Annotated in this window: 25 protein-coding genes and 5 tRNA genes; 16 read left to right on the top strand and 14 right to left on the bottom strand. The window is 68.8% G+C overall.

Annotated features, from left to right (window positions below):
* Positions 1 to 305: 305 nt before the first annotated feature.
* Positions 306 to 378, bottom strand: a tRNA-Gly gene (locus ACYVOK_RS08340).
* A 176-nt stretch (positions 379 to 554) separates the two neighbouring features.
* Here ACYVOK_RS08340 and ACYVOK_RS08335 point away from each other — a divergent pair.
* Positions 555 to 1,373: an aminotransferase class IV gene (locus ACYVOK_RS08335; RefSeq protein ID WP_460661689.1), complete on the top strand. Its 819-nt coding sequence runs from the start codon at positions 555 to 557 to the stop codon at positions 1,371 to 1,373.
* A gap of 135 nt (positions 1,374 to 1,508) precedes the next feature.
* Here the strand turns inward: ACYVOK_RS08335 and ACYVOK_RS08330 are convergent, their stop codons facing one another.
* On the bottom strand, positions 1,509 to 2,075 hold the full coding sequence (locus ACYVOK_RS08330) for a CGNR zinc finger domain-containing protein (RefSeq protein ID WP_460661688.1): 567 nt from the start codon (positions 2,073 to 2,075) through the stop codon (positions 1,509 to 1,511).
* A gap of 125 nt (positions 2,076 to 2,200) precedes the next feature.
* Here ACYVOK_RS08330 and ACYVOK_RS08325 point away from each other — a divergent pair.
* Positions 2,201 to 2,272: transfer RNA gene (locus ACYVOK_RS08325), tRNA-Val, on the top strand.
* A gap of 139 nt (positions 2,273 to 2,411) precedes the next feature.
* Positions 2,412 to 3,350 (top strand): tetratricopeptide repeat protein, encoded by a 939-nt coding sequence (locus ACYVOK_RS08320; protein WP_460661687.1) that lies wholly within the window; start codon positions 2,412 to 2,414, stop codon positions 3,348 to 3,350.
* 12 nt (positions 3,351 to 3,362) lie between these two features.
* Here ACYVOK_RS08320 and ACYVOK_RS08315 read toward each other — a convergent pair whose 3' ends face one another.
* Complete coding sequence (locus tag ACYVOK_RS08315; RefSeq protein WP_460661686.1) at positions 3,363 to 3,809, bottom strand: pyridoxamine 5'-phosphate oxidase family protein; 447 nt, start codon at positions 3,807 to 3,809, stop codon at positions 3,363 to 3,365.
* 112 nt (positions 3,810 to 3,921) lie between these two features.
* Between ACYVOK_RS08315 and ACYVOK_RS08310 the strand changes: the two genes are divergently transcribed.
* The 6 genes from ACYVOK_RS08310 to ACYVOK_RS08285 all read left to right on the top strand — a co-directional run bounded on the left by ACYVOK_RS08310 (position 3,922) and on the right by ACYVOK_RS08285 (position 7,993).
* On the top strand, positions 3,922 to 4,791 hold the full coding sequence (locus ACYVOK_RS08310; protein WP_460661685.1) for a sigma-70 family RNA polymerase sigma factor: 870 nt from the start codon (positions 3,922 to 3,924) through the stop codon (positions 4,789 to 4,791).
* 240 nt (positions 4,792 to 5,031) lie between these two features.
* Positions 5,032 to 5,104, top strand: a tRNA-Gly gene (locus ACYVOK_RS08305).
* A 32-nt stretch (positions 5,105 to 5,136) separates the two neighbouring features.
* Positions 5,137 to 5,207 (top strand) — tRNA-Cys (locus tag ACYVOK_RS08300).
* Between the two features lie 31 nt (positions 5,208 to 5,238).
* Positions 5,239 to 5,310: transfer RNA gene (locus ACYVOK_RS08295), tRNA-Val, on the top strand.
* 170 nt (positions 5,311 to 5,480) lie between these two features.
* Positions 5,481 to 6,386 carry an SDR family NAD(P)-dependent oxidoreductase gene (locus ACYVOK_RS08290; RefSeq protein ID WP_460661684.1) on the top strand — a complete coding sequence of 302 codons (906 nt, stop codon included), beginning with the start codon at positions 5,481 to 5,483 and terminating at the stop codon, positions 6,384 to 6,386.
* On the top strand, positions 6,383 to 7,993 hold the full coding sequence (locus tag ACYVOK_RS08285; protein WP_460661683.1) for an AMP-binding protein: 1,611 nt from the start codon (positions 6,383 to 6,385) through the stop codon (positions 7,991 to 7,993). The genes ACYVOK_RS08290 and ACYVOK_RS08285 overlap by 4 nt, the downstream gene beginning before the upstream one ends.
* A gap of 16 nt (positions 7,994 to 8,009) precedes the next feature.
* On the opposite strand, the gene ACYVOK_RS08280 is transcribed toward ACYVOK_RS08285, so the two are convergent.
* Complete coding sequence (locus ACYVOK_RS08280; protein ID WP_460661682.1) at positions 8,010 to 8,789, bottom strand: TIGR03619 family F420-dependent LLM class oxidoreductase; 780 nt, start codon at positions 8,787 to 8,789, stop codon at positions 8,010 to 8,012.
* A 121-nt stretch (positions 8,790 to 8,910) separates the two neighbouring features.
* On the opposite strand from ACYVOK_RS08280, the gene ACYVOK_RS08275 reads away from it, so the two are divergent.
* On the top strand, positions 8,911 to 9,315 hold the full coding sequence (locus ACYVOK_RS08275; protein ID WP_460661681.1) for a universal stress protein: 405 nt from the start codon (positions 8,911 to 8,913) through the stop codon (positions 9,313 to 9,315).
* A gap of 411 nt (positions 9,316 to 9,726) precedes the next feature.
* Positions 9,727 to 13,647: an ATP-dependent RNA helicase HrpA gene (hrpA, locus tag ACYVOK_RS08270; RefSeq protein ID WP_460661680.1), complete on the top strand. Its 3,921-nt coding sequence runs from the start codon at positions 9,727 to 9,729 to the stop codon at positions 13,645 to 13,647.
* Here hrpA and ACYVOK_RS08265 read toward each other — a convergent pair.
* From ACYVOK_RS08265 to ACYVOK_RS08245, 5 genes are read right to left on the bottom strand one after another with little or no spacing between them, the layout of a single operon-like run.
* On the bottom strand, positions 13,633 to 14,244 hold the full coding sequence (locus tag ACYVOK_RS08265; RefSeq protein WP_460661679.1) for a response regulator: 612 nt from the start codon (positions 14,242 to 14,244) through the stop codon (positions 13,633 to 13,635). The genes hrpA and ACYVOK_RS08265 overlap by 15 nt on opposite strands.
* Positions 14,241 to 15,395, bottom strand: a complete 1,155-nt coding sequence (locus ACYVOK_RS08260) for a sensor histidine kinase (RefSeq protein WP_460661678.1) — start codon at positions 15,393 to 15,395, stop codon at positions 14,241 to 14,243. The genes ACYVOK_RS08265 and ACYVOK_RS08260 overlap by 4 nt, the downstream gene beginning before the upstream one ends.
* Positions 15,392 to 16,114 (bottom strand): ABC transporter permease, encoded by a 723-nt coding sequence (locus tag ACYVOK_RS08255; RefSeq protein ID WP_460661677.1) that lies wholly within the window; start codon positions 16,112 to 16,114, stop codon positions 15,392 to 15,394. The genes ACYVOK_RS08260 and ACYVOK_RS08255 overlap by 4 nt, the downstream gene beginning before the upstream one ends.
* A complete protein-coding gene (locus ACYVOK_RS08250; RefSeq protein WP_460661676.1) occupies positions 16,111 to 16,827 on the bottom strand; it encodes an ABC transporter ATP-binding protein in 717 nt (238 codons plus the stop codon). Before ACYVOK_RS08250 ends, ACYVOK_RS08255 begins: the two co-directional genes overlap by 4 nt.
* 55 nt (positions 16,828 to 16,882) lie before the next feature.
* The gene (locus ACYVOK_RS08245) at positions 16,883 to 17,656 is read right to left on the bottom strand and encodes a helix-turn-helix transcriptional regulator (RefSeq protein WP_460661675.1); all 774 of its coding nucleotides are present in this window, start codon (positions 17,654 to 17,656) and stop codon (positions 16,883 to 16,885) included.
* 153 nt (positions 17,657 to 17,809) lie between these two features.
* On the opposite strand from ACYVOK_RS08245, the gene ACYVOK_RS08240 reads away from it, so the two are divergent.
* A complete protein-coding gene (locus ACYVOK_RS08240) occupies positions 17,810 to 18,556 on the top strand; it encodes a phytanoyl-CoA dioxygenase family protein (RefSeq protein ID WP_460661674.1) in 747 nt (248 codons plus the stop codon).
* A gap of 55 nt (positions 18,557 to 18,611) precedes the next feature.
* On the opposite strand, the gene ACYVOK_RS08235 is transcribed toward ACYVOK_RS08240, so the two are convergent.
* Together ACYVOK_RS08235 and ACYVOK_RS08230 are read right to left on the bottom strand one after the other, a co-directional pair.
* Positions 18,612 to 19,028 (bottom strand): VOC family protein, encoded by a 417-nt coding sequence (locus ACYVOK_RS08235; RefSeq protein WP_460661673.1) that lies wholly within the window; start codon positions 19,026 to 19,028, stop codon positions 18,612 to 18,614.
* Between the two features lie 190 nt (positions 19,029 to 19,218).
* Positions 19,219 to 19,851 carry a CGNR zinc finger domain-containing protein gene (locus ACYVOK_RS08230; protein WP_460661672.1) on the bottom strand — a complete coding sequence of 211 codons (633 nt, stop codon included), beginning with the start codon at positions 19,849 to 19,851 and terminating at the stop codon, positions 19,219 to 19,221.
* A gap of 52 nt (positions 19,852 to 19,903) precedes the next feature.
* Here ACYVOK_RS08230 and ACYVOK_RS08225 point away from each other — a divergent pair, with 52 nt between their 5' ends.
* Positions 19,904 to 21,124 (top strand): MFS transporter, encoded by a 1,221-nt coding sequence (locus ACYVOK_RS08225; RefSeq protein ID WP_460661671.1) that lies wholly within the window; start codon positions 19,904 to 19,906, stop codon positions 21,122 to 21,124.
* A 10-nt stretch (positions 21,125 to 21,134) separates the two neighbouring features.
* Here ACYVOK_RS08225 and ACYVOK_RS08220 read toward each other — a convergent pair whose 3' ends face one another.
* Positions 21,135 to 21,410 carry a protealysin inhibitor emfourin gene (locus ACYVOK_RS08220; protein WP_460661670.1) on the bottom strand — a complete coding sequence of 92 codons (276 nt, stop codon included), beginning with the start codon at positions 21,408 to 21,410 and terminating at the stop codon, positions 21,135 to 21,137.
* A 433-nt stretch (positions 21,411 to 21,843) separates the two neighbouring features.
* On the opposite strand from ACYVOK_RS08220, the gene ACYVOK_RS08215 reads away from it, so the two are divergent.
* Together ACYVOK_RS08215 and ACYVOK_RS08210 are read left to right on the top strand one after the other, a co-directional pair.
* On the top strand, positions 21,844 to 22,047 hold the full coding sequence (locus ACYVOK_RS08215; protein WP_360533635.1) for a cold-shock protein: 204 nt from the start codon (positions 21,844 to 21,846) through the stop codon (positions 22,045 to 22,047).
* A 98-nt stretch (positions 22,048 to 22,145) separates the two neighbouring features.
* Positions 22,146 to 22,634 (top strand): DUF6328 family protein, encoded by a 489-nt coding sequence (locus ACYVOK_RS08210; protein WP_460661669.1) that lies wholly within the window; start codon positions 22,146 to 22,148, stop codon positions 22,632 to 22,634.
* Here the strand turns inward: ACYVOK_RS08210 and ACYVOK_RS08205 are convergent.
* Positions 22,594 to 23,520, bottom strand: coding sequence for an LLM class flavin-dependent oxidoreductase (locus ACYVOK_RS08205; RefSeq protein WP_460661668.1), 927 nt, complete (start codon positions 23,518 to 23,520; stop codon positions 22,594 to 22,596). The two genes, ACYVOK_RS08210 and ACYVOK_RS08205, sit on opposite strands and share 41 nt — an antisense overlap.
* Positions 23,521 to 23,674: 154 nt before the next feature.
* On the opposite strand from ACYVOK_RS08205, the gene ACYVOK_RS08200 reads away from it, so the two are divergent.
* Complete coding sequence (locus ACYVOK_RS08200) at positions 23,675 to 25,450, top strand: BCCT family transporter (RefSeq protein ID WP_460661667.1); 1,776 nt, start codon at positions 23,675 to 23,677, stop codon at positions 25,448 to 25,450.
* A gap of 75 nt (positions 25,451 to 25,525) precedes the next feature.
* On the opposite strand, the gene ACYVOK_RS08195 is transcribed toward ACYVOK_RS08200, so the two are convergent.
* Positions 25,526 to 26,506 (bottom strand): SMP-30/gluconolactonase/LRE family protein, encoded by a 981-nt coding sequence (locus ACYVOK_RS08195; protein ID WP_460661666.1) that lies wholly within the window; start codon positions 26,504 to 26,506, stop codon positions 25,526 to 25,528.
* Positions 26,507 to 26,654 lie beyond the last annotated feature (148 nt).

Raw genomic sequence — 26,654 nt, 5'->3', positions numbered from 1 at the left:
CCTCCGGGAAGGCCAACCGCGGCGCGCAACCCCGCGGGACAGCCGAACCGCGGCGATCAGCCCAGGACCGGGAAGCGGACGGCGGGGGCTGGCCCGAGACGCCGAGCGAAGCGAAGGCTCCAGAGGTGCGGGGGGCGAAGCCCCCGGCCCGCGGGGAGCGCAGCGGAGGGCGCGCAACACGACGAAGGCGACCCGGTCCGCGCTGTGCGCGGGCACGAGTCGCCCATTGTCTTCGTGGACGATACTGGGATCGAACCAGTGANNCACTCCACCAGTGAGAAAGCTGGCCTGCCGAACCCTCTCCGAGCGGACGACCGGGTTCGAACCGGCGACCTCAACCTTGGCAAGGTTGCGCTCTACCAACTGAGCTACGTCCGCGCTGCGACCCGGGATTCCGTGTCCCCCGGCGCGAGAAGAACATTAGCCCATCTCCGCCGGAGTTCAAAAATCGGGGTCCCCCGGAGTACGACGTACGGTCATCGGCCGGTCACCTGTGGACAGCCCGAACGGCCCGGATCGCCTGCGCACTAAGGTGTTCTGCGGAAGGAGCATCCATGCGTATCTGGCTGAACGGCACCCTGCAGGACGACCACGCCGTCGTCTCGCCACTCGATCACGGGCTGACGACCGGTGACGGGGTGTTCGAGACGATCAAGATCGTCGACGGTCGCCCGTTCGCGGTCACCAGGCATCTGGACCGGCTGGTCCGGTCGGCCGTCGGCCTGGGCCTGCCGGAGCCGGATGTCGCGCAGATCGAGGAGGGCATCGCGGCGGTCGTGAAGGCCGACCCGGACATCCCGTTCGGCCGGCTGCGGATCACCTACACCGGCGGCGTCTCCCCGCTGTCGTCCGATCGCGGTACGTCGGGTCCCACGACCGTGGTCGCGTCCCAGGCCATCGAGCGCCCTGGCCGGACGTCGGCGGTCGTGACGGTCCCCTGGGTCCGCAACGAACGCAGCGCGGTGGCCGGCCTGAAGACGACGTCGTACGCCGAGAACGTCCGCGCCCTCGCCTACGCGAAGGAACGCGGCGGCAGCGAGGCGATCTTCGCCAACACCGTCGGCAACCTCTGCGAGGGCACCGGCTCGAACATCTTCTGCGTGTACGACGGTGAACTGGTCACACCGACCCTCGAGTCGGGCGCACTGGCCGGCGTGACCCGAGCCCTGGTCCTCGAATGGTTCGGCGCCACCGAACGCGACGTACCTCTGGAACGCCTCTTCGACGCCGACGAGATCTTCCTCACATCCACAACCCGCGACGTCCAAGCCATCCACCGCGTCGACAACCACAACCTCCCAGCCCCGGGCCCCATCACCACCCAGGTAGCCCAAGTCTTCACAGCCCGCTCCACCGAAGACCTGAACCCGTAACACGGCCGCCGCAGTAGGAACGGCCAGATTCACGCAGTACGACGAGACACTCCGCCCGGCACCGGGACCCATCCGCCCTCTCGGGCGCAAACCAAAACAGCTCTCCGCGTGGAGCGGAGAGCTGTGGGATGGGGACTATTCGCCTGAGGCTTTGCGGCGCTCGCGGTAGGCGGCGACGTGGAGGCGGTTGCCGCAGGTGCGGGCGTCGCAGTAGCGCTTCGAGCGGTTGCGGGACAGGTCGATGAGGGCGTCGTCGCAGTCCGGGGCTTCGCAGCGACGGAGGCGTTCGCGTTCGCCGGCCGAGATCACCTGGGCAAGCGCGATCCCGCACTCGACGGTTATCCGGCACGCCAGCGACGCACCGTCGCGCGAGTAATGGATGTGCCACGGGTGACCGTCGTGGTTCGTCAGCCGCGGCGTCGTCGTACCGCGGGCGATGATCGCGTTGATCATCGCCGCCGCGGTGGCATCGGAATCCGTGGTGAAGACCGGCGAGAACAGCGGCCGTAGGTCCCGCACGTCGGCGAGATCCTTCTCCGTCAGCGTCCCGACCGCACTGAACTCCCGCTCCTGGACGAACTTCTCCAGGTCCTCCAGCGTTGCCATCGTGTCGACCTGGCTGTTCGGCCCGGGCAGCGTATTGACCAGCCGGACCAGCGTGCCGAGCGCCTGCTCGGTGTCGTGCGAGAAAGTCACAATCACGTCTCCAACGCGACGGGGTCTCCGTCTTGCAGCAAGAGTAGCCCGGCCCGATTAGATCGTCGCCGACTGATGCGCTATGGTTTCACCCGCAAGGCACCACAAGGCAACACCAGCACCACCTGTCCGGGCGATTGGCGCAGTGGTAGCGCGCTTCGTTCACACCGAAGAGGTCACTGGTTCGAACCCAGTATCGCCCACCCATACCGAGGCCGGTCCCCATCGGACCGGCCTTTTGCGTGCCGGGGACGAACCACGCGAATGACTGCGTTGACGACCGCTCTCTCCGTCGAGGTCGGGACCCGGCGGGAATGACGTCAGAGGCTGCAGAATGGCGAGATGGGTTTGCTGGGGCGGGGTAAACGGCGGTCGGCGCGAGTGGTGTGGGCGGAGTGGGCGGAGGCCGGCCGGGCTGGGGATGCGGAGGGCGCGGGGCGGCTGGTGCGTGAACTGGTGGAGCTGGCGCCGGAGTCGTTCGATGCCTGGTTCGAGGCGGGGTTGTACTCGAAGGCACGTGGTGAGTGGGCGGAGTCCGCGGCGCGGAACCAGCGGGCCATGGAGTTGTTCACGCCGCGGGTCGCCCGAGAATTCGATGGTGTCAATCCGGCAGCCTGGAACCTGGGGATCGCGGCCACCGCTCTCGGCGATTGGGCGACTGCTCGGCGGGCTTGGGCGGCGTACGGGATCGACGGGATCGCATCCGGGTCCGAGCCGATCGACGAAGACTTCGGCCTGACGCCCGTCCGGCTGAATCCCGATCGGCCGAGCCTGTCGCATCAAGTAGCCCCGAACCTGGGTGACACCGAGGTCGTCTGGTGCTGGCGTCGCAGCCCGGCTCATGCCGTGATCTCGAGCGTTCCGCTGCCGGAGTCCGGTCATCGTTTCCGGGACGTCGTACTGCACGACGGCGAACCCAAGGGACAACGGCGCCTCGGCGACCGGGAGGTGCCGGTCTTCGACGAACTGGCCCGGCTCGAAGAGTCGGGTCTGCCGACCTGGCAGGCGCAGTTGCTGGGCGCCGGGCCTTCCGACCTGGCGGCTCTCGCCGACATCATCGGGCCCCGAGGGCTCGGACTCGACGACTGGTCGGGGATCCGGTTGATGTGTTCGGAGTGCTCCCACGGGTCGCCAGGTCCGGCACACGACCACGCGCCCGCGCCGACCGACACGACCGTCGTCGGACTCGCCGGCTCGGAGGATGACCTGCGTGCTGGTTTCGACGAATGGCTCGCAGACCGACCGCAGGTCACCCTGGCGGAACTCGCCTTCCTTTGGTGACGGTTCGCCGGGCTAGACGAGCCAGACGCCGTCCTGCATGAGAAGACGGTCCTTCAGTTCGTTGACCTCACGCCAGGCTTGGATTCTGGTGGGGGTGATGCGGAAGTACGGGTAGCCGGACTTCCGCGGGTCGAATCCTGCCTTGGCCGTGAACGCGTCTCCTTCGGTCTCCGTGAGGTCATCGGCGTCCACGAACTGCGAGGTGCCTGCGATGTGGATGACGTCTCGGGTGTGGCCGAGGGTCAGGTGGGTGGTGGGGTTCGCGCGGAGGTTGCGGGCGGTGGGGTTGGCGGCGGCTGTGGAGAGGAGGAAGGTCTTGCCGTCCCACAGGAAGGAGAGGGGCATCAGGTACGGCGCGCCGTCGGGGGACGCGGTCGCGACCCAGAGGTCGACGTCCTGTTCGAGGCGGCGCAGCGTGTCCTGCTTGCGTACGGACAGCGGGCGGGCCGGCTCTGTCATGGTCAACTCCTCCGAGGATGGGACTGCAGTGTCACATGTACGGCGAATTCTCCGTCAGACCCATGACGACGCCCGGCCGCGGGTGTGACCGGTGGAGAGGAACGTGGTGGAGATGAGTGAACACGACTGGCTGGCGGCGCGGTTCGAGGAGAACCGCGACCATCTCCGGGCGGTCGCGTTCCGGATCCTGGGCTCTCCGACCGAGGCCGAGGACGCCGTGCAGGAGGCGTGGATCAGGTTGAGCCGTTCCGACGCCGACACGATCGAGAACCTCGGCGGCTGGCTGACCACGGTGGTCGGGCGGATCTGCCTCGACATGCTGCGGTTGCGGCGTGCGCGGCCCGAGCAGCCCGTCGATGACCACTCCCCTGCGCTGGCCGACGTCGACGTACCCGATCCTGAGCTCGAAGCGGTTCAAGCTGATTCGGTCGGTCTTGCCCTGCTCGTCGTACTGGAGACGTTGACGCCTGCTGAGCGGTTGGCGTTCGTTCTGCACGACATGTTCGCCGTACCGTTCGAGGACATCGCGCCGATCCTGGGAAAGTCACCGGCGGCGGCGCGGCAGCTGGCGAGCCGGGCGCGGCGGCGGGTGCAGGGCGCGCCGGAACCGTCCGACGCCGACGCGAGCCGGCAGAAGGAGATCGTCACCGCGTTCCTCGCGGCGTCGCGGGGTGGGGACTTCGAGGCGCTGCTGGAGATGCTCGACCCGGAGGTGGTGCTGCGCGCCGAAGAGGCGGTCGTGGCGCGCGGTGCGAACGCGTTGGTGCGCGGGGCAACGGCCGTGGCGGAGCGGTTCTCCGGCCGGGCGCAAGCAGCCCGGCTCACCCTGGTCGACGGCCTCGCCGGCGCCGTCTGGTCCCACCGCGGCGAACCCCAGGTCGTCTTCAACTTCACCATCACCAACGGCCGAATCACCACCATCGAACTCCTCGGCAACCCCGACTACCTCTCATCCGTCGACCTGGCCCCGCTCGAAACCTGACCCCCGGGTACGACGTCTCGCCGTACGCCTGGCCCGGGGATGGAGGTGCGTTGTCGGTGCCAAGAGGCAGCTGTGGGCGGGTCGGCGAGCCGTGGGTGTGGGTGTGGCTGGTGGTGCTGGTGTGACGGAATCCACGCTGGAGGGTTCGGGAATGCGACACCCCGGAATCCGGTTTTTACAGACGCGGAAAGTGCGCTACTGTTCTGCTCTCGCACCGAGCGGAACAGTCGCCGGAGCGATGCGGACGTAGCTCAGTTGGTAGAGCGCAACCTTGCCAAGGTTGAGGTCGCCGGTTCGAACCCGGTCGTCCGCTCGGAGAGGGTTCGGCAGGCCAGCTTTCTCACTGGTGGAGTGGCCGAGAGGCGAGGCAACGGCCTGCAAAGCCGTGTACACGGGTTCGAATCCCGTCTCCACCTCGAAACCCGCACTGCCAGGTTTCACCACGTTGGACGATTGGCGCAGCGGTAGCGCGCTTCCCTGACACGGAAGAGGTCACTGGTTCGATCCCAGTATCGTCCACGAAGACAATGGGCGACTCGTGCCCGCGCACAGCGCGGACCGGGTCGCCTTCGTCGTGTTGCGCGCCCTCCGCTGCGCTCCCCGCGGCCGGGTGCTCCCCCCGCCCCCCTCGCACTGTCGGCTGTCCCGCGGGGCTGCCGTGAGGGGCTACCTGCGGGTAATGTCTGGGTATGGTGCTTGGGCGGCGGGTGGTGGGGTGGGGGGTGTTGGTTGCCCTGGTGCAGGGGCGGCGGCGGGTTTCGGATGAGCGGTTGGCGGGGGCTGTTCGGGGGCGGGTCGTGCTGGTCACCGGGGCGTCGTACGGGATCGGGGAGGCGACGGCTCGGCGCCTCGGCCGGGCTGGGGCCCGGGTGCTGCTGGTGGCGCGGACTGCGGAGCGGTTGGAGGAGGTCGCCGCGGAGATCCGGGCCGCGGGCGGGGAGGCATTCACGTACGCCGTGAACCTCGCCGACCCGACAGCCGTCGAGGAGCTGGTCCGGGACGTGCTCCGCGACCACGGGCATGTGGATGTGCTGGTGAGCAACGCGGGACGGTCGATCCGGCGGTCGATCGCGGACTCGTACCAGCGGTTCCACGACATCGAGCGAACGAATGCGATCAACTATCTCGGCCCGTCGAAGCTCGTGCTCGAGTTGCTGCCGTCGATGCGCGAGCGCGGGTCCGGCCACATCGTCAACGTGTCGACGGCCGGCGTACGGACGCCGCCGATGGCGCGTTGGTCGGCGTACCTGGCGTCGAAGAGCGCATTCGACGTCTGGCTGCGCTGTGTCGCCCAGGAGATCCGCGGCGACGGCGTGACCGTGTCGACCGTCTACATGGGGCTCGTGCACACAAGGATGAGCGAGCCGACGCCGGTGCTGAACAAGATGCCGGGGCTGACGCCGGAACAGGCCGCGGATCAGGTGTGTACGGCGATCGCCGAAAGAACCCACAACATCACGCCGCCCCTGGTCCGGCCCGCCGAGCTGCTCGGCAACCTGTGCCGCGTCCCGACCGACCGGCTGCTGGAACTGTACTTCCGGCTGAGTGGTGGCGGCTCCAAGCGCAGGCGGACAACAGGAGGCGACCAGTCGTGAGGCCGCCGCGCCCGATCCCACCGATCCGGCCGCCGGACTGGCTGGTGCAGACCGCGGCCGAGCTCGGCGGCGTGTCCGTCGCCCTGATCAAGTCCGGCGTATGGCGCCCGGCGCGCCCGTCGCACCTGGTGGGCATCGAGCGGGCGCTGCGCCACTGGGGTCAGTCGATGGCCGCGCTCGGCGCCATCGCCGCGATCAGGTTCCCGGACCGTCTCGCGGTGATCGACGAAACAGGCAGTACGACGTACGCCGAACTGGACCGCCGCTGCGAGCGGATCGCCTCCGCCCTGCACGCCGACCACGGGATCGTTGCCGGCAGCAAGGTTGCTGTCCTGTGCCGGAACCATCGCGGCTTCCTCGAGGCGACGCTCGCGGCGTCTCGGGTCGGCGCGGACGTGCTGTTCGTCAACACCGAGTTCGCTCCCCCGCAACTGCAGGCCGTCCTCGAGCGGCACGCACCCGACGTACTCATCCACGACGCGGAGTTCGAGCCGCAGACCGACACCCCGGCCGTCCAGGCCGAGCAGCTCGACCACCTCGCCGGCTCGAAGGCGCCCGCGGCTCCCAAACCCGCCACGCCCGGTCACATCACGATCCTGACGTCAGGTACGACGGGTACACCGAAGGCGGCCCCGCGCGTCCCGACCGCGCTGGGCCTCGCCGGGCTGACCGCGAGCGCGCTCAACCGCTTCGGGCTGCGGTCCGGTGAGCCGATGATCATCTGCCCGCCGTTGTTCCACGGGCTCGGTCTGCTCACCTCGATGCTCGCGCTGCTCCTGGGGTCGCCGATCGTCCTGTCCCGCCGGTACGACGCTCGCGTCGTACTGGCCCAGGTCGAGCAGACCCGGGCCGGCTCGATCGTCGCCGTACCGGTGATGCTGCGTCGCATGCTCGACCTCGGACCGGCCGAGATCGCCCGGCACGACCTTCGTTCTCTGCGCGCGGTGATCTCCGGCGCCTCGGCGCTCGGCGCGCCACTGGCCGAGCGGTTCATCGCCCAGTTCGGTCCCATCCTGTGCGACGCGTACGGCTCCAGCGAGATCGGCATCGCCACGATCGCGACCTCCGCCGACCTGATCGCGGCGCCCGGGACCGTCGGCCGGCCGTGTCTGGGCAGTACGGTCCGGATCCTCGACGACGACGACAAGCCGGTCCCGGTCGGCCGGACCGGGCGGATCTTCGCCGGCGGCGGGCTGGTGTTCGGCGGGTACTCCGACGGCTCGTCGAAGACCGTGGTCGACGGGCTGATGAGCACCGGTGACCTCGGACACCTGGACCGGGCCGGGCGGCTGTTCGTCGACGGCCGCGAGGACGACATGATCGTCTCCGGCGGCGAGAACGTGTACCCGGTCGAGGTCGAGGAGTGCCTCGCCCGTCACCCGGCCGTCGCCGAGGCGGCGGTGGTCGGCGTACCGGACGACGAGTTCGGCCAGCGGCTGATCGGCTACGTCGTACTCCGCGAACCGGCCACCGAGGAGGAGTTGCTGGACCACGTCAAGGCCAACCTGGCCCGCTACAAGACCCCGCGTCAGATCGTGACCCTCGACGAGTTCCCCCGCAACGCCACCGGGAAAGTTCTTCGCAACCGACTCACGCCCCCATCCTGAGCGCCGTGGGCCGGCGCTACTGGGGCAGGAGCCGCGCGAAGCTCGTCATCCGATCCAGCGCACCGGTCTCGTCACCGAACGAAACCGCGAGCGTCTCGGCACCGGCGTCGATCAGTTCGTGAGCGAGCTTGACGATCGCGTCCACGTCCCCACCCGGCCAGTCGAGCCGTGTCCCCACCTCGACCGGCCGGACCGCCTCGGCCCGGATCCTCTCGACCGCGGCCGCGAACCCCGGGCCGTCCAGCCTCAGCCCCTGCCACTCGTCCCCGAAGCGAGCAGCCCGGCGCAAGGCCGGACCCGTCGTACCACCGATCATGATCGGCAGCGGCGCCCGCAGCTTCGGCTCGAACACACCTCCGCGGTCCTCTCCCTCGAACAAGCCACGGATGATCTCCAGACCCTCGTCCGTACGACGGCCGCGCTCGTCGAACGACGCGCCGACCGAGGCGAACTCGGTCGCGTTCCACCCGGCACCGATCCCGAGGACGACGCGCTCCCCGGAGAGACGATGCAGCGTCGCCGCCTGCTTCGCGACGACGTACGGACTCCGCATCGGCAACACGAGCACGGACGTCCCGAGCCGGATCCGAGTCGTCCGGGCGGCCAGGAATCCGATCGTCACCAGCGGCTCGTAGACACCGCCGTACGTCGGGCCGAACTCTCCCGGCGGCAGCAGGTGGTCGGGCAACCAAGCCGTACCGTAGCCGAGCTCCTCCGCCGCGACGGCGAGGTCGGTCAGCCGCTCCGGCGGCATGGACGGGGATTCGTCGGGCAGTACCACCTGCAGCTCAACCATGCGTTCGACGCTAATCCCTCACATCAATGGAAGAGTCAAGCAACGAGCGAGATGGCAGTGACCCGACCCGCTCACGAACCGCCTGAGCTCCGGCAGGGACCAAGGATGGGAGAGTAGGCCTGTGAAGATCCTGGTGGGCTACGTGCCAACTCCTGAGGGCGAGGCCGCGTTGGCGGCCGCGGCGGCCGAGGCGGAACTGCGGGGCGCGTCCGTGCTGCTCCTCAACACGAGTCGTGGCGACGCCTACGTGAACCGCCGGTATGCGAACGCCGAGGAGCTCGCCGCCGCCGAGGCCGCCCTGCGCGAGCGCGGCGTCGACGTCACGATCCAGCAGGCAGTCTCGACCGGCGACGTCGCCGGGGAGCTCATCAAGGCTGCCGCCGGCGAGGACGTCATCCTCATCGTCCTGGGCCTGCGCCGCCGTAGCCCCGTCGGCAAACTCATCCTCGGCAGCACCGCCCAACGAGTCCTCCTCGAATCTCCCGTCCCCGTTCTCGCCGTCAAGGCTCCCTCCACCCGCGACTAGTCGTGTCTGCCGGACCACCACCGCCGCGGACGGGTGCCGCCCAGTAGGCGGGGGGGCGTCGCACACGACCGAAACCCAGGTGAAGGGCTGGGGGTGGACGCCTAGACTGGTCTGGTTATGCCTGATGCACGGACCGAGTCGTCGAGTCCCTCCCCAGTTGCCGGTCCTGAGCAGGATCCCGCGGCGCGCCCGCGGAGGCCGCGTCGTCGCGGGCGGAGACCGAGTGGGGGCGCCGGACCAACCGGTTCCGGTACGCCGTCCGCCGCACAACCCGGCAAACCCAACACCGCGGCAGCCGCACAACCCGGCAAACCCAACACCGCGGCAGCCGCAGAACGCAGCAAACCCAGTACGACGGGAGCTGCGCAGACCGGCGAGTCCGGGGTGGCCGGAGTGAGTTTGAATGAGGTTTTGCCTCGGCTTGACGGGTTGACGGTGTACGACCGGGAGCAGCTCGGCCGGCGGCTGGAGCGGGTTCGCAGTATCAAGGACACCCGGAAGCGCGAGCAGGCGCTGCTCGGTGTGGTCGGCGCGATCGAGCAGGCCGAGCGACGGGTGGAGTTGCGGCGGCTCGCCGTACCGGAGATCTCGTATCCGGAAGAGCTGCCGGTCAGTCAGCTGAAGGACGACATCGCGGACGCGATCCGGGAGCACCAGGTCGTGGTGATCGCCGGTGAGACCGGCTCCGGGAAGACCACGCAGATCCCGAAGATCTGTCTGGAGCTCGGGCGTGGCGTCCACGGCATGATCGGGCACACGCAGCCGCGTCGGCTGGCCGCGCGGACGGTCGCCGAGCGGATCGCGGAGGAGCTCGGCACCGAGCTCGGCGAGACGATCGGTTTCGCGGTCCGGTTCACCGACAAGGTGAGCGACCGCTCGCTGGTGAAGCTGATGACCGACGGCATCCTGCTGAACGAGTTGCAGCGCGACCGGGACCTGACCCGCTACGACACGCTGATCATCGACGAGGCGCACGAGCGCAGCCTCAACATCGACTTCATCCTCGGCTACCTCAAGCAGCTCCTCCCCCGCCGCCCTGACCTCAAGGTGATCATCACCTCGGCGACGATCGACCCCGAACGGTTCGCCGAGCATTTCAGTGACAGCGAGGGCAAGCCGGCCCCGATCGTCGAGGTGTCCGGCCGGACGTACCCGGTCGAGGTGCGGTACCGCCCGATCAACGACCCGGACGAGCCGAGCACGATCGAGCGGGACCAGACCCAGGCGATCCTGGACGCGGTGGACGAGCTGTCGCTCGAGCCGTCCGGCGACATCCTGGTGTTCCTCAGCGGTGAGCGCGAGATCCGGGACACGGCCGACGCGCTCAACGACAAGTACGCCGCGCAGCGCGGCCGTCCGGGTGCGGTCGAAGTACTGCCGCTGTACGCCCGGCTGTCGAACGCCGAGCAGCACCGGGTCTTCCAACCGCAGAGTGCCGGATCACGGGGCCGGCGGATCGTGCTCGCGACCAACGTCGCGGAGACCTCGCTGACCGTCCCGGGCATCAAGTACGTCATCGACCCCGGCACGGCGCGCATCTCCCGCTACAGCCATCGCACCAAGGTCCAGCACCTGCCGATCGAGCCGGTCTCGCAGGCGAGCGCCAACCAGCGCAAGGGCCGTTGCGGCCGGACCAGCGACGGTATCTGCATCCGGTTGTACTCCGAGGAGCACTTCGAGAGCCGGCCGGAGTTCACCGACCCGGAGATCCTGCGCACCAACCTGGCCTCGGTCATCCTGCAGATGACGGCGATCGGGCTCGGCGACATCGCCGCGTTCCCGTTCATCGACGAGCCGGACAAGCGCAGCATCAACGACGGCCTGCAACTGCTCACCGAGCTCGGCGCGATCGAGACGCCGAAGGGCGCGCACCGCCGACTGACCCCGGTCGGCCGGCAGCTGGCCCAGATCCCGCTCGACCCGCGGCTGGCGCGGATGATCGTCGAGGCGGACAAGCACGGCTGCGTCCGCGAGGTGATGGTGATCGCGGCCGCGCTGTCCATCCAGGACCCGCGCGAACGCCCGATCGAGGCGGAAGCACAGGCGCAGCAGGCACACGCCCGGTTCCGCGACCCGAACAGCGACTTCCTCGGCTACCTGAACCTCTGGAACTACCTGAAGAAGCAGCAGAAGGAGCTGTCCGGCAACCAGTTCCGCCGGATGTGCCGCAGCGAGTACCTGAACTATCTGCGGGTCCGCGAGTGGCAGGACATCTTCGCCCAGCTCCGCCAGGTCGCGGGCCAGATCGGCGTGACCCTGAACAGTGGCGAGCCGGCCGACCCGCAGAGTGTGCACATCTCGCTGATGGCCGGCCTGCTGTCTCACCTGGGCATGAAGGACCCGGCGAACCAGCACCAGTACATCGGCGCCCGCGGCACCAAGTTCGCGATCTTCCCGGGCTCCGGCCTGTTCAAGAAGCCGCCGCAGTTCGTGATGGCCGCGGAACTGGTCGAGACGTCCCGGCTCTGGGCGCGGGTGAACGCGAAGATCGAGCCGGAGTGGGCCGAGGACCTCGCTCAGCACCTGATCAAGCGGACGTACTCCGAGCCGCACTGGGAACGCAAGGCCGGCGCGGTGATGGCCTACGAGAAGGTCACCCTGTACGGCGTTCCGATCGTGGCGCGGCGCAAGGTCAACTACGGCAAGGTCGACCCGGAGGTGTCGCGTGAACTGTTCATCCGGCACGCGCTGGTCGAGGGCGACTGGGACACCCACCACAAGTTCTTCCACGAGAACCGCAAGCTGATCGAGGAGGTCGAGGAGCTCGAGGAGCGCACCCGGCGGCGCGACCTGCTGGTCGACGACGAGACGCTGTTCGCGTTCTACGACGAGCGGATCGGCAGCGAGGTCGTCACCGGCCGGCACTTCGACACCTGGTGGAAGAAGGCACGGCAGCGCGATCCCGACCTGCTCGACTTCGAGCGGTCGCTGGTGGTCCGTGAGGGTGCGGAGGTCAAGGAGGAGGAGTTCCCGCTCACCTGGACGCGGAACGGGATGACCTTCGACCTGACGTACGCCTTCGAGCCCGGGACCGACGCGGACGGCGTGACCGTGCACATCCCGCTGCTGGTGCTGAACCAGGTCACCGCGGACGGTTTCGAGTGGAGTGTGCCCGGGTTCCGCGAGGAGCTGGTCACCAGCCTGATCAAGTCGTTGCCGAAGGCCATCAGGAAGAACATCGTGCCGGCCCCCGACCACGCCCGTCAGGTCCTCCCCCGGCTCGATCCGGCCTCCGGTCCGCTGACCGACGCGCTCGCCCGTGAACTGCGGAACCTCCGCGACGTGGTCATCGAGCCGGGCGACTGGGACTGGAGCCGGGTGCCCGAGCACCTGCGGATGACGTTCCGGGTGGTCGACGACAAGGGCAAGACCGTGGCCGAAGGCAAGGACCTCGCGAAGCTCAAGGAACGGCTCAAGCCGAAGACCAAGGCCGCGATCTCGCAGGTCGCGTCGAAGGCGGTCAGCGGGCTGGAACGGACCGGTCTGAGCGACTGGACCTTCGGCGAGTTGCCGCGCAGCTTCTCCGAGCACCGCAACGGTCTCACCGTCGCGGGCTATCCGGCGCTGGTCGACGAGGGCAAGACGGTCGCAGTCCGGCTGCAGGAGACCGAGCGCGATCAGGCGGCGTCCATGTGGGCCGGGACTCGGCGCCTGCTGCTGCTCACGATGCCTTCGGTGATCGACGTCGTCCAGCGGAACCTGTCGAACCAGGCCAAGATGACGCTGATGGGTGGTCCGCACCGCAACGTCGGTGATCTGCTCGACGACGCGGTGTCCGCGGCCGTGGATCAGTTGATGACCGCGGCGGGCGGGCCGGCATGGAACCGTGACGACTTCGCTCGGCTACGGGACGCCGTACGAGCCGACCTGGCCGACACTGTGCTCGCGATCCTGAAGCAGGTCGAGCAGGTGCTGTCGCATGCGCGGGCGGTCGACCGGCAGATCTCGCGGGCCTCGAGTCCGGCGCTGCTGGCGACGCTGTCCGACGTACGAGGTCAGCTTGAAGGGCTCGTGCATCGCGGTTTCATCACCGAGACCGGCGCCGAGCGCCTGCCGGATGTGGTGCGCTACCTCAAGGGCATCGAGCAGCGGCTGGACAAGGTGGCCGCGAACGCGATGCGGGACCGCTCGGGCATGGCGATCGTCCAAACCCTCGACGACGAGTACCGCGCCCGCCTCGACGCCGTACCGACCGGGAAGTCACCGAGCCCGGAGCTGCTCGAGGTGCGCTGGATGCTCGAGGAACTCCGGATCAGCCTGTTCGCCCAGACGCTCGGTACGCCGTACCCCGTCTCGGAGAAACGGATCCGCAAGGCACTACAGCAGGCCTGACCTGTAGGCGACGGCCACTGCAGCAGCGCGGTCCCTGACCTCGAGCTTCGCGTAGATGTGGATGAGGTGTGTCTTCACCGTGGCTTCGGTGATGAACAGCTGCGCGGCAACGTCCCGGTTGGTCGCTCCACCAGCGATCAAGCCGAGTACTTCGACCTCCCGGGAGCTGAGGGTGTGTCGCGGTTCGGGGCGCTTCAGCACCTCGGCGACAGCCGGTGAGATGACGCTTTCACCGCGAGCGGCTGCCTGGACCGCACGTCGAAGCTCCGCTCGCGGTGTGTCCTTCAACAGGTATCCGATGGCGCCCTCCTCGATCGCGGGCAGTACGTCGGTGTCGTCGCCGAAGGTCGTGAGGACCAGGACCCTGACGCCTGGCTGCTGTTCGCGGAGGCGGCGGATGACCTCGGCGCCGGGCATGGTGGGCATCCGGAGGTCCATGAGTACGACGTCGGGCTCGGTCTGCCGGGCGAGGGCCAACGCCTCAGGTCCGTCGCCTGCCTCGCCGACCACCTCGAAGGCGTCGTCCGCGGCGAACATCCCGCGCAGGCCGTCCCGGACCACCGGATGGTCGTCGACGATGATCAGCCGGATCGTCACCGATCCTCCCGGCGGTCAGGAGCCTGGATGGCGGGCACAGTGGCGGAGATCCCGGTTCCCTCGCCAGGCGTACTCTCGACCTCGAACGAACCGGCGAGCCGCGTCACCCGTTGTCGCATTCCGATCAGACCGACGCCGGCCGTCGTACCTGCGGTGAAGCCTCTGCCGTCGTCACGGATGTCCAGAGCTACCACGTCGTCCATGTAGGACAGAGTGACGCCCACGCGCGTCGCCTCCGCGTGCTTGCCGACATTGGTCAGGGCCTCTTGTGCCACCCGGAGCAGTGTGTGTTCCACCTCTGGATGCAACGCCCTCGGGTCGCCGGTCACTGCAACCGCCACGGGAATCCCAGCCCTGTCCGCGGTCTGCCGGAGGGCGGACACGAGGTCGTCATGCTCGAGTTGGGCGGGGCGTAGAGCGTGGACTGAACGGCGGGCTTCGTCCAGACTGTCACGCGCAAGGGCTCTAATGGTGTCGAGGCGGCGTGTCGGTCCACCCTCGTCCTCAGCAGCCTCCACCTGAGTGAGGATGCCGGTGAGGGCCTGAGCGATGGTGTCGTGGATCTCGCGGGCCATCCGCCGACGTTCGTCGAGGACGCCGGCCTGGTGAGCGCTCGAGAGTAGCTGGGCCTGCAGGTCCGCGTTCTCCTCGGCCAGTTCCCGCAGGCGGTTGATCAGTTGGCGCCGTTCTTCGCTCTGGCGCGCGACGGCGTTGAAGAGCATGCCGGTCGCCGAGGCGATCAGGAGTGCGACGACGAACGACGCCAGCAGTTCGCGAATGGTGTCGGTGCCGCGAGGACGAGCCAGCACGAGTACGGCGGAGGTCGCGGCGACACCGGCGTAGGCCTTCCAACCCGGCAGGAGCGTGAAGACCTGGACGAACAGGCCGACACCGGTCACGGAGAACAGCGAGTCCTGGTGAACGAGGGCCGCGAGCACGGCGAGCATCCCCACGAGGTAGACCAATGCGAGGCGTTCGCGGGCCCCGGACGGCCGGTAGAGGCCGGCGGTCCAGCCGACGCCCACCATGGTCAGCAGCAGGACGAGCGGTCGCCACTCGTCGAGCAGGGCGAAGGTGGCAGGGACGAGCAGGAAGAGGTACGGCAACGCCGGCAGCGCCCGCTCCCACCGCTCGATCGGGGCGGTGCTCACGCGCGGAAGACCTTGGCCGCCGTCGCGGTGGCGACGACAGTGATGATCGCCATGAGCGCAAGCGTAGTGGCGGACAGGTCGCCGCTGGACCAGGCCGCACGGATCGTCGAGACCACCGGAGCCATCGGCGTCAGGTCCCCGACTGTCCGCATCGCACCGGACGTCAACTCCCGGGGAACCATCGCCCCGGACACGAACACCATGGGGAAGAACACGGTCAGCCCGACCAGCGTCGCACTTCGGCTGTTCGGCACGAGCGCACCGATGAGCATCCCGATCGCGCCCAAACTCGACGCCCCCAGGATCCAGGCGATCGCCACTTTCACCACGCTCGCCGGCGCCGCCAGATCGAAGCCGATCGCTCCGGTCAGCACCAGGACCGCCGTACCGAGCAGAGCCAGCAACAGATGCGCGACCCACTGCGCACCGAGCAGCATGCCAGGAGCCGCCGGCGTCGCCAGCAGTCGCTTGAGGATGCGGCGTTCGCGGTACTGGGCGAGGGTCCCCGGCAGCACAACCAGCGCGGCCAGGCCGATGACGAAGACACTGAGCATCGGCACGGTGGCGTCGATCTCGCGAACTCCGCCGGGCAGGTCGTCACCGCCGCGCATCTTGACCCACAGCAGCACGACGGGGAACGCGAGTGCGAAGAAGGCCGACATCGGGTCCCGGACGATCAGCGTCAGCTCGATCGCGATGACGTTCAGGATGCCCTTCACGACAGGTCCTTTCCGGTGAGTTCGAGGTATGCCGTGTCGAGGGAGTCGGCGCCGGCCAGGCTGACGAGTTCGCTCGGGCTCCCGGTCGCGAGGATCCGCCCGTCGTCGACGATCGACACCCGATCGCACAGCGCCTCGGCCTCGTCCATGAAGTGCGTGACCAGGACGACGGTCAAGCCGTCGTCGCGCAATCTCTTGATCAGTCCCCACGTCATGCGGCGGGCGGCCGGATCGAGACCGGTCGTAAGTTCGTCGAGGAACACGACCTCCGGCCTGCCGACGAGCGCGAGCGCAATGAAGAGCCGCTGCTTCCAGCCGCCGGACAAACTGCCGAACCGAGCGCGCCGGCGTTCGAGCAGCCCCCAGTCCGCCATCAACCCGCGCCAGTCGGCAGGATCGTCGTACAGCGAGGCGTACACCCGGAACGCCTCTTCCACCTTCAGCGCATCCGGTAGCGCGGATTCCTGCAGCTGCACTCCGATCCGCTGGTGTAGCGCACGGCGACCGGTCCGCGGGTCCAGGCCGAGAACCCGCAGTACGCCGCTGTCGGGGCGCCGAAGTCCGGAGGCGCATTCGACCAGGGTGGTCTTACCCGCACCGTTGGTGCCGGCGATCCCGTGGATCTCACCGAAGTCCACCGTGAGCGTGATGCCGTCGACCGCCGTCCGCGATGCGTAGGTCTTGCGGAGGTTCTCGATCTCGATTGCTGTCATGTCTCGAGAATCCCGGCCGAGGCGCTTCCCCACATCAACCGATCGGTGGATGTGGTTACGGCACGAAGGCGCGTTGGGAGCGGCGGCGGAACTCGCGGGGTGGGAGGTGGTGGGCGGCGGTGAAGCAGCGGCTGAAGTAGGACTGGCTGGCGAAACCGGAGCGGACGGCGACGGCCGCGACCGGGTCGTTTGTTGCTGCTAGCAACGACGCCGCGTGTTCGAGGCGGAGGTCGGTGACGAAGTCGGTCGGGGTCACGCCGTACGCGGCTCGCATCGAGCGGGAGAGGTGCGCGGCGCTGACGCCGGCGAGTTCCAGGAGTCGCGGCACGCCGCCGCGGAGGTTGTCCTCGGCGCGCATCGCCGTACAGGCCTTGGCCAGCCAGTCTGGCGTCCCGGGGCGGGTTGTGGGTTCGTGAGGCGAGACCAGCGGGAGCAGGTCGATCCAGAAGCGCAGCAGGTCGTACGCGGCCGGGTCGTGCTGGAAGCGTTCGAGGGCCTGCTCGAAGACGGCGATCGCCTCCGGCGCGTGGAACGCGACGGGCTGTCGCGCGGCCGCCCAACTCGCCGTCGGGTTGGACCGGGTCAGGTCGAGAAACCCTTGCCAGGCCGAACTCGGGAAGGCGATGTTCACGAACTCCAGGCCGTCGGGTGCCGAGCCGCGGATCGCGTGCCGGTCGCTGGGCCGGACCAGGACCACGTCACCCGGCCGCAACTGCTGGGTGCCGGTGGTCAGCAGGTGTTCGCCGCCGCCGGACACGACGCCCATGAACTCGTGGAAGTCGGCATGGGTGTGCAACTCGGTGTCGCGGGCCCGCGCCGGGATCCGCACCCGGGCCGCGTGATACGGCCGGCCGAACGCGTGCGCTCGAACCGCAGCACCTGGTCCACATCAAGAGGTTACAAGTTCTCGTCAGCTCGCTGCTAGTCGCCGGACCAGTTCCGCCGGGAGCATGGACGTACGGCGACCCTCCAAGGAGCAGCAATGTACGAACGTGACGGCTATGTCATCTTCCGCGATGTCATCGACGAGGGACTGATCAAGGAGGTGAACGATCATGTCGAGTGGCTCCAGGCCCGGCATCCCGACGTACGGCCCGAGCAGCTCGGGCACGTGTACCTGCGCGACGACCCGTTCTGGGTCCGGCTGGTGAGCGACCACCGGCTGCTCGACATCGCGGAACAGTTCGTCGGTCCGGACATCGCGTTGTTCGCGTCCCACTACATCTCCAAGCCGCCGTACTCCGGTCAACCGGTGCTGTGGCATCAGGACGCGGCGTTCTGGCCGCTCGAACCGATGAAGGTGGTGACATTGTGGCTGGCCGTCGACCACTCGACACCGGAGAACGGCTGCGTGCGGGTCATTCCCGGCAGCCATCGGTCGGAGGTGGCCGGCATGCGGGACAACACCGGGGTGGAGAGCGTGCTCGGCAAGGAGATCGCGGTCGAGGTGGACGAGTCGCGGGCCGTCGACATGGTGCTGGCGCCCGGTGACGTCGAGGTGCACCACCCGAACATCGTCCACGGCAGCAACGCGAACACCTCGCCGAACCGGCGGTGCGGGCTGACGATCCGCTACATCCCGACCTCCACGCGGATCACCGATCCGGAGGTGCCGTACCCGAGCGCGTTCCACCTGCGCGGCGAGCCGGGTGTGAACAGCTATCAGCCGCGTCCCCGGTACGTCGAGGGCCGCCACTTCCCGTTCAACGGCAGCGGCGAGTGGGCCTGACACAAGCAGAAGCCCGCCCCGGCCGGCTGGCCGGGGCGGGCTCTCGGATCAGCGCCTACTCGAGGCAGATCCGGAACGGATGGCCTGCGGGGTCGGCGTAGATGCGCCAGCCGCGGGCGTTCTCAGCGGGTGGTGGGTCCAGCGGGTCGAGCGGTTCGGCCCCCAGCGCGGTCACCCGGGCGTGTCCGCTGGAGAGGTCCTCGACGATGAGGTCGAGGTGCAGATCCTGCGCGTCGGCGCCGGGCCACGTGGCCGGCACGTAGTCCTCCGAGCGCCGGAAGGCCAGCGTCGAGAACCCGAGCGAGGAGCCGGGGCCGGTCAGGCTCCGCCAGTCGTCGTCACCGTTCTCGTCGATCTCCAGCCCCAGCAGCGCCGAGTAGAACTGGGCGAGCTCGAGTGGGTCCGGGCAGTCCAGCACCACCGAGCCGAGCCGCCCGGCAGTACTGCCCGGCTGCTCTGCCACCTGCGTCATCTGTCCTCCAACTTCTGTTTCGTCAGCCGGCCCCGTGTTCGGGGCAGGCCCGGCCAGGCCCGTCGCGGTCGGAAGGCCGGGCCGCCTACGATGACAGGTCGGACGGACAGTTCGCACCTTTCGACACGCGTTGTTGACGTCTCACGCGAATGCGGACGGTGAGCGACCGTTCGCCGTACCGGCAAAATGGTCAGTCAGTGGAAGCAGATCGGCGGCGTTCGCTGAGCTTGCGGATCTTGGCCCGGGTCCCGCAGTCCTCCATCGAGCACCACCGGCGCGACCCGTTCCGGCTGCGGTCCAGAAAGAGCCAGCCGCAGCCGCCCTCCTCGATCGGGCAGGAACGCAACTGCCGCAGGTCGACGGTGCGCAGCAGTTCGACCGCGGCGCTGACCAACCGGTCCGGAATCATCGACGCGGGCGACGTACCGACCATCAACTCGGCGACAGCACCGCCCGGGACGAGCATCGAACGGGCCGCGGCCGCCGACCACCGCAGCGTCAGAAGCTCAAGCGCAGCAGCCGTTTCGGCGGACTGGTCACGTCGACTGAGGACGGTGTAGACAGCCTCACGGATCTCGACCGTCGCATGCAGCGCCTGCTCGGCCGCGCCCGGCGCGCTGCCCCAGGCCGCGCCGACAGCGGCCGCCTCGGCCTCGTCGAGCAACCCGGTCCGCCGGCTCCATGCCAGCAGCCGGCCGGCGTCCGGGATGTAGTCATGCTCGTCGTCCGCACCGCCGACGACGCGCGGGGCGACCGTGTTCACCAGCTCGAGGGCGGGATGCCCTCCGACGATCCGGAATACCTCGTTGCGCGCTTCAGCCATACGTGACATGCTACCACCAATAACCCAATTTACTGGAATCACAGGTGACGTCATGCTCAACACGTCCCGCCGAACCCAGGCCGCGCTCGCCGTTCTCGGCGCCGGAACCTTCTCCTACGTGACGATCGAGATCCTGCCGATCGGCTTACTGACCGTGATCGCGGCGGACCTGGGCCGGAACCGTTCCGATGTCGGCCTCCTGGTCAGTGGGTACGCCGTGATCGTCGTGCTGGCCGCCATCCCGCTGGCCCGGCTCACCCTCGGTCTCCCCCGCCGGCTCGTCCTCGGTGCCACGCTCGGCCTGATGGCCGTCGGAGCGGCCGTCTCCGCGGCGGCGCCGACGTACGAGGTGCTGCTCGTCGGGCGGCTGCTGACGGCGCTGTCGCACGCGCTCTTCTGGTCGATCATCTTCCCGATCGCGACCGGCTTGTTCCCGCCCGGTCTTCGCGCCCGCGTGGTCGCCAAGCTGTCGATCGGCTCCGCGCTCGCTCCGGTGATCGGTGTCCCGCTCGGCACCTGGCTCGGCGAGCAGGCCGGCTGGCGGATTCCGTTCGTTCTGATGGCCGTCGTCGGGGCAGCGACCGGCCTCGGGGTGGTGAGCCTCCTGCCGCGCGTCAACGCCTGCCAGGCCGGGTCCCGTCGGGGAAGCGCTCCCGATGTACGCCGGTACGCCGTACTCGTAGCGAGCACGGCTGTCGGAGTGGCCGGCTTCCTGACCTTCAACACCTACGTCACCCCGTTCCTCCTGGACATCAGTGGCTTCGACTCCGGTGCACTCGGACCGATCCTGCTGGCCTGCGGACTGGGTGGCCTGGCCGGCACTCTGCTCATCGGCCGGGTCCTCGAGCGTGACTCGTGGGCTGCGGTCGCCCTGCCGCTGGCGTTGGTGGGAGCGTCGCTGCTCGGCCTGTACTCGCTCGGACACCAGCAGGCGCCGACCGTGCTGCTGATCGCGCTCGTCGGGATGGCCTTCAGCATGCTGGCGATCGGCCTGCTCAACCGGACGCTGGAGGTTGCGCCAGGCAGCACAGACCTCGCCTCCGCGGGCACCAACGCCGCCTTCAACGTCGGGATCGCCGCGGGTGCGGTACTCGGCGGTGCGCTGCTCGACAGTACCGGTGTACGCAGTGTGGCACTGGTAGGCGGCCTGCTGGCGATCGTCGCGCTGGTCGCCATGACGGCAGACGAGCCGGTGCTGGCTCGGCGTCGCGTGCGGATGGCAGAGTGCGAGGATGACTGTCCTGGGCGACAGCTTTGTGAAGAGGCGGCATGACGCCGGGCCATTAGCGCTGCAGGACTCGGTCCAGTAGCCAGGCCGTGGTCCGGTCCAGGTCCTGCTCGGCGACGGTGAGGTGGGTGGCGTCCGCATTCGGGGCGTCGCGCACCTCCAGCCGGTACACGTACCGGTCCGGCTGCGGCCGACCGGTGCCGAGTCTGTCCTGGTCGAGCGCGCGGATCGCGGCCTCGAGTTCGGCCGCGTCCGGCTCGGACGCAGTGTCTAGCTCACCCTCGGCAATCAGGCCGGCGAAACCTCCGCTGCGGGTCACCTTGACGATCAACCGTCCTCCTTCCGGTCACCATTGCGTATCGCGCAACGATTGTCCACAGGCGCGCGACACGCCGGGACATTCGATCAGGTTCGCGCGTCCATCACCCGGCGTACCGGTGGATTGTCCGACGATGCGACCCTCAGGGCCGGGTCGCGACCGCAAATCAGCAGGTCGCGGGGCGATTTCCGGGCCGGCCCGGGCGCCCCGGGAAGTGAATCGGGACAGACACGGAGCGTGGCGACCGGCGACTATTAGCGACACGTGTTCGTGGTCACCCCTTCCCCACGGCCGGATAACGGCTACAGTTATCGCGTTGCAGTTTTGGACTCCCTGACTTTTGCTGTGCTGCATGGCCGGTCTGTCGTCTGGGGCCTTTCGGCGACGCGTGGCTCATGAGGTGTGGGTCGCGGATTGTTACAAGCCATCGAGGAGATAGACACAAATGGCTGTCGGTACTGTCAAGTGGTTCAACGCTGACAAGGGCTTCGGCTTCATCACCCCGGATGACGGTGGTGCGGACGTGTTCGCGCACTACTCGGCCATCCAGATGTCGGGCTTCCGTTCGCTGGACGAGAACCAGCGGGTCGAGTTCGAGATCACCCAGGGCCAGAAGGGCCTGCAGGCGGAGAACATCCGCCCGATCTGATCCCCAGGATCAACCCTTCTCGAATCCGAAGCGGAGGGGCCGCACACCGACCGGCGTGCGGCCCCTTCGCCGTTTCCAGAACGGGTACCGTCTGGGACATGACCGATCGTGAGGCTCGGTACGACCGCGGCGGCGAGGACGAGGCCGAGCGGCTGGACCGGCACTGGAACGAACTTCTGCAGGAGCTGCGGCTGGCGCAGACCGGCACCCAGATCCTGTTCGCGTTCCTGCTCAGCATCGCCTTCCAGGCCAAGTTCCAGGAGGCGGACGAGTTCACCCACGACGTGTACGCCGCGACGCTGGTCGCGTCGGCGCTGGCCGTCGGCCTCTTCCTCGCGCCGGTGTCCTTCCACCGGCTGGTCTACCGCCAGAGGCTGCGCGACCGGATGCTGCCGATCGCCGGTCACATGGCCGCGGCCGGACTGGCGTTCCTCGTCATCGCGATGGCCGGCGGCGTCCTCCTCGCGCTGGACGTCGTCCTGTCCCGGGGAATGGCGATTCTGATCGCCGCGATCGTCCTGGTCTGGTTCACCGTCTTCTGGTACGTCATCCCGGCCTGGGTCCGCGCCAACGCCAACGGGGGATGACCTCCGCCGCCACCGCCTCCAGCACGTCCTCGGAGCCGGCGTACACGCCCTCGGCGCGGGGCCAGTGGGTGATCACGTCGGTGAAGCCGAGTTCGGCGGCACGGCCGACCACGTCCTCGAACGCGTCCACGCTGCTCAGTGAGAAGCGGGCCGAGTCCAGCGCCAGGTAGCGGTCGAACGACGAGCTGTAACCGCGCTGCCCCGCCCCGCCGTCCTGATCCGCCCCGTCGTCCTGCGCCGCGAGTACGTCGTCCAGCCGGTGACTCAGGTCCGCCACGGACGCGAACCAGGTATCGAAGTCCGGTGACTTCACTCCGGTCGTCACCCAGCCGGCGCCGTACCTGGTCGCCAGCCTCAGCGACCGGGGCCCGTTCGCGGCCATCACGAACGGCACCCGCGGCTGCTGCACGCACCCCGGCAGCGTCCGGCCGTTCCGCGTCTCGAAGTACTCCCCCTTGAAGTCGACACCGTCCGTGGTCAGCAGCTTGTCCAGCAGTACGACGAACTCCTCGAACCGGTCCACCTTCTGCCGCGGACTCAGCTCCTCGCCGCCCTGGATGGTGGTGTCGATCCCGCCGCCGGAGCCGACACCGCAGAGGAACCGGCCGTTCGAGACGTCGTCCAGCGCCAGGATGTCGCGGGTGAGGGTGAGCGGGTGCCGGAAGTTCGGCGAGGTGACGAACGTGCCTAGTTTGACGGCGGACGTGACCAGCGCGGCCGCGGTCAGCGTCGGGGTCGTCCCGTACCAGGGCGAGTCCTGCAGACCGCTCCAGGTCAGGTGGTCGTAGGTCCAGGCGTGGTCGAAGCCGAGCTCCTCCGCCCGCCGCCAGCGCGGTGCCGCCTCGCTCCACCGGTACTCGGGCAGGATCGTGATGCCGAATCGCATGAGCGCACCCTAAGCCCTGATCCGTGCGTCAAGACTTCGCGAGTGTGGCCGAGACCACGTTAGTTGCGTTTTGCCACGATCTCCGACACGGTCGTACGGCAGTTCCCCTGACGAAACGAAACGGAGGCGCGCCGAAGCGAGGCGTGATTCACCTGTGGCCATCGACATCGACAGCCCGGCAGAGAACACGAACCCCGACCATGCAGAACATCCCGCGATCGCAGCACCACCGCCGCCCGGCAGCCGAAGTCGCGGCTCCGGCCTCGACCGCGTCGTCTTCGGTGTCACCGCGGTCATCGCCCTGGCCTTCGTCGGCTGGGGCTTCGCCGACGCCACCGGTCTCGGTACGGCGTCCACCTCGGCCCTGACCTGGGTCGAGACCAACACCGGCTGGCTGTTCGTCCTGCTGGCCTCCGGCTTCGTCGTCTACGTGCTCTGGCTGGCCGCCGGCCGGTACGGCCGGATCCCGCTCGGCGCCGACGACGAGGAACCCGAGTTCAAGACCGTGTCCTGGGTGGCGATGATGTTCAGCGCCGGCATGGGCATCGGCCTGATGTTCTACGGCGTCAGCGAACCGCTGACCCACTTCACCAGCCCGCCGCCCGGGACCGTCGAGGCCGGCTCGGCCCCCGCGCTCCAGACGGCGATGGCGACCACCCTGTTCCACTGGACCCTGCACCCGTGGGCGATCTACGCGGTCGTCGGCATAGCCATTGCCTACGGCACCTTCCGGCGCGGGCGGTCGCAGCTGATCAGCTCCGCGTTCGCCCCGCTGCTCGGCCGCCGGACCGAAGGACCGATCGGCAAGGTGATCGACAGTCTCGCGATCTTCGCGACGCTGTTCGGCTCCGCCGCGTCCCTCGGCCTGGGCGCGCTCCAGATCGGCTCCGGTGTCCAGATCCTCGGCTGGCTGGACAAGACCGGCAACGCCGTGCTGGTCGGCGTCATCGCCGTACTCACCGCGGCCTTCGTGGCGTCCGCGGTGTCCGGAGTGGCGAAGGGCATCCAGTGGCTGTCCAACATCAACATGGTGCTGGCCGTCGTCCTGGCGCTGTTCGTCTTCGTCGCCGGGCCGACCGTGCTGATCCTCAACCTGGTGCCGACCGCGATCGGCGACTACTTCCGCGACCTGGCCGAGATGGCGGCGCGGACCGAGGCCAGCGGCGGCGACGCGATGGCCACCTGGCTGTCCGGCTGGACGGTCTTCTACTGGGCCTGGTGGATCTCCTGGACGCCGTTCGTGGGGATGTTCATCGCGCGGATCAGCCGGGGCCGGACGATCCGGCAGTTCGTCACCGGTGTCCTGCTGGTGCCGTCCCTGGTCAGCCTGGTCTGGTTCTGCATCTTCGGCGGAACGGCGATCGACCTGCAGCGCAACGGGGTCGACGTCGCCGGTCAGTCGACCACCGAGGCCCAGCTGTTCGGCGTACTCGACCACGTCCCGCTCGCCGCGGTGACGACGATCCTGGTGGTCGTCCTGGTGGCGATCTTCTTCGTGTCCGGTGCGGACGCCGCGTCCCTCGTGATGGGTACGCTCTCGGAGCGGGGCGCGATCGAGCCGAAGAAGCCGCTGGTCGTGTTCTGGGGTGTGCTCACCGGTGCCGTCGCGGCGGTGATGCTGCTGGTCGGCGGTGGCGGCGACGAAGCCCTCACCGGCCTGCGGAATCTGACGATCGTCGCCGCACTGCCGTTCGCGCTGGTGATGGTCGGGCTCGCGGTCGCGCTGGCCAAGGACCTGCGCACGGATCCTCTGATGCTGCGGCGTGCGATCGGCTCGGAGGCGGTCGAAGCGGCAGTCATCGAGGGCGTGAGCATCCACGGTGACGACTTCTCCCTGGTCGTCGCCGGGAACGGGCACGACGCCGGAACCGACATACCGGAGTCGCCGCAGCCGCGCGGCGAGGTTCCGCCGCCGAAGCCCGAGCTCTGACGGGCCGCTCCCAGCCCTTGGCGCGCACCGCCGCCGGCCGACGACAGGTCGAGCCGGCGGCGGCCCGCGCCCGGTTCAGCGGGGCGGCGTGGGAAACGTGGCGAGGGTGTTGGTGGCGATGCTGCCGAGCCATACGCGGCCGTCGCGTTCGCGGACGCCGGTGGGCATGTGGAAGCTCGGATGGTGCGCGCGGAGATCGTGGACCAGCGTGCCGTTGTCGTCGTACGCCTGGATCTCGATCACGTCGGCGGCCTTGGGCTTCAGGGCCTCGGGCAGGTTCCAGACGAGGGTGCGCAGGACCGGCGGCTTCGGCAGCAGGAAGTCCAGCAGCGCGTTGCGCGGTGAGCCGATCGTCACCCAGATCAGACCGTCGGAGCCGCGCGCGATGTTGTCCGGCAGACCCGGAATCGCCGTGACCAGCTGAGGTTCGGCGGCGTCCGTGGTGAGGTCGAGCTTGTACAGACCGTACGCCGCAGTCTCGGCCCAGAAGAGCGTACGGCGGTCGCCGCTCAGCGCCACGCCGTTCGGAAAGGCCCGGCCCGTGGTCAGCCGCGTCAGCTCGCCGTCCGGCGTCAGCCGGTACACGCTCCCGGTCGCGGAGTGTTCGAGCAGGTCCGCCATCCACTCGTCGATGCCGAACCGCGTCGACGAGTCGGTGAAGTAGATCGTCCCGTCCGGCGTCACGTCCGCGTTGTTGCAGAACCGCATCGGCCGGCCCTCGACCTCGGACAGCAGCGTCGTGACCCGCCCGTCCTTGTCGAGTGTCAGCAGGCCGCGGTTCGCGTCGCAGACCAGGACCTTCCCGTCCGGCAGCCACTCCAGCCCGAGCGGCCGCCCGCCGGTATCGGCCAGTGTCGTGATCGTCTTCCCGTCCGCGCTGACGCGCAGGATGCGTCCGTCGTACAGCCCGGTGAGCACGCTGCCGTCGTCGTCGATCAGCGTGTCCTCCGGCCCCTTCCCCGGCAACGCGACAGTCTCGACGTCGATACTCGTGGGTTCCGGGCGAGGCGGCGCAGGCGGAGGCGTCCAACGGACCGGAGCAATCCTCGATTTCATGCGCCGACCCTAGCGCTTACCTCCCTCTCCATAATCCGGAGCAGATGCCCGATCCGGGTCGTACCGCGCGGTGGAAATCAGGTAGTGCCCGCCCGGCGGGCGCCGATCATGCACGCCGCGAAGCACTGCGGCCGGGGTTAGGGTTCGC

The sequence above is a fragment of the Kribbella swartbergensis genome (genome assembly GCF_054784135.1).
The sequence above is the reverse complement of the archived record's forward strand: the minus strand, read 5'-3'. Positions and strand labels throughout refer to the sequence as shown.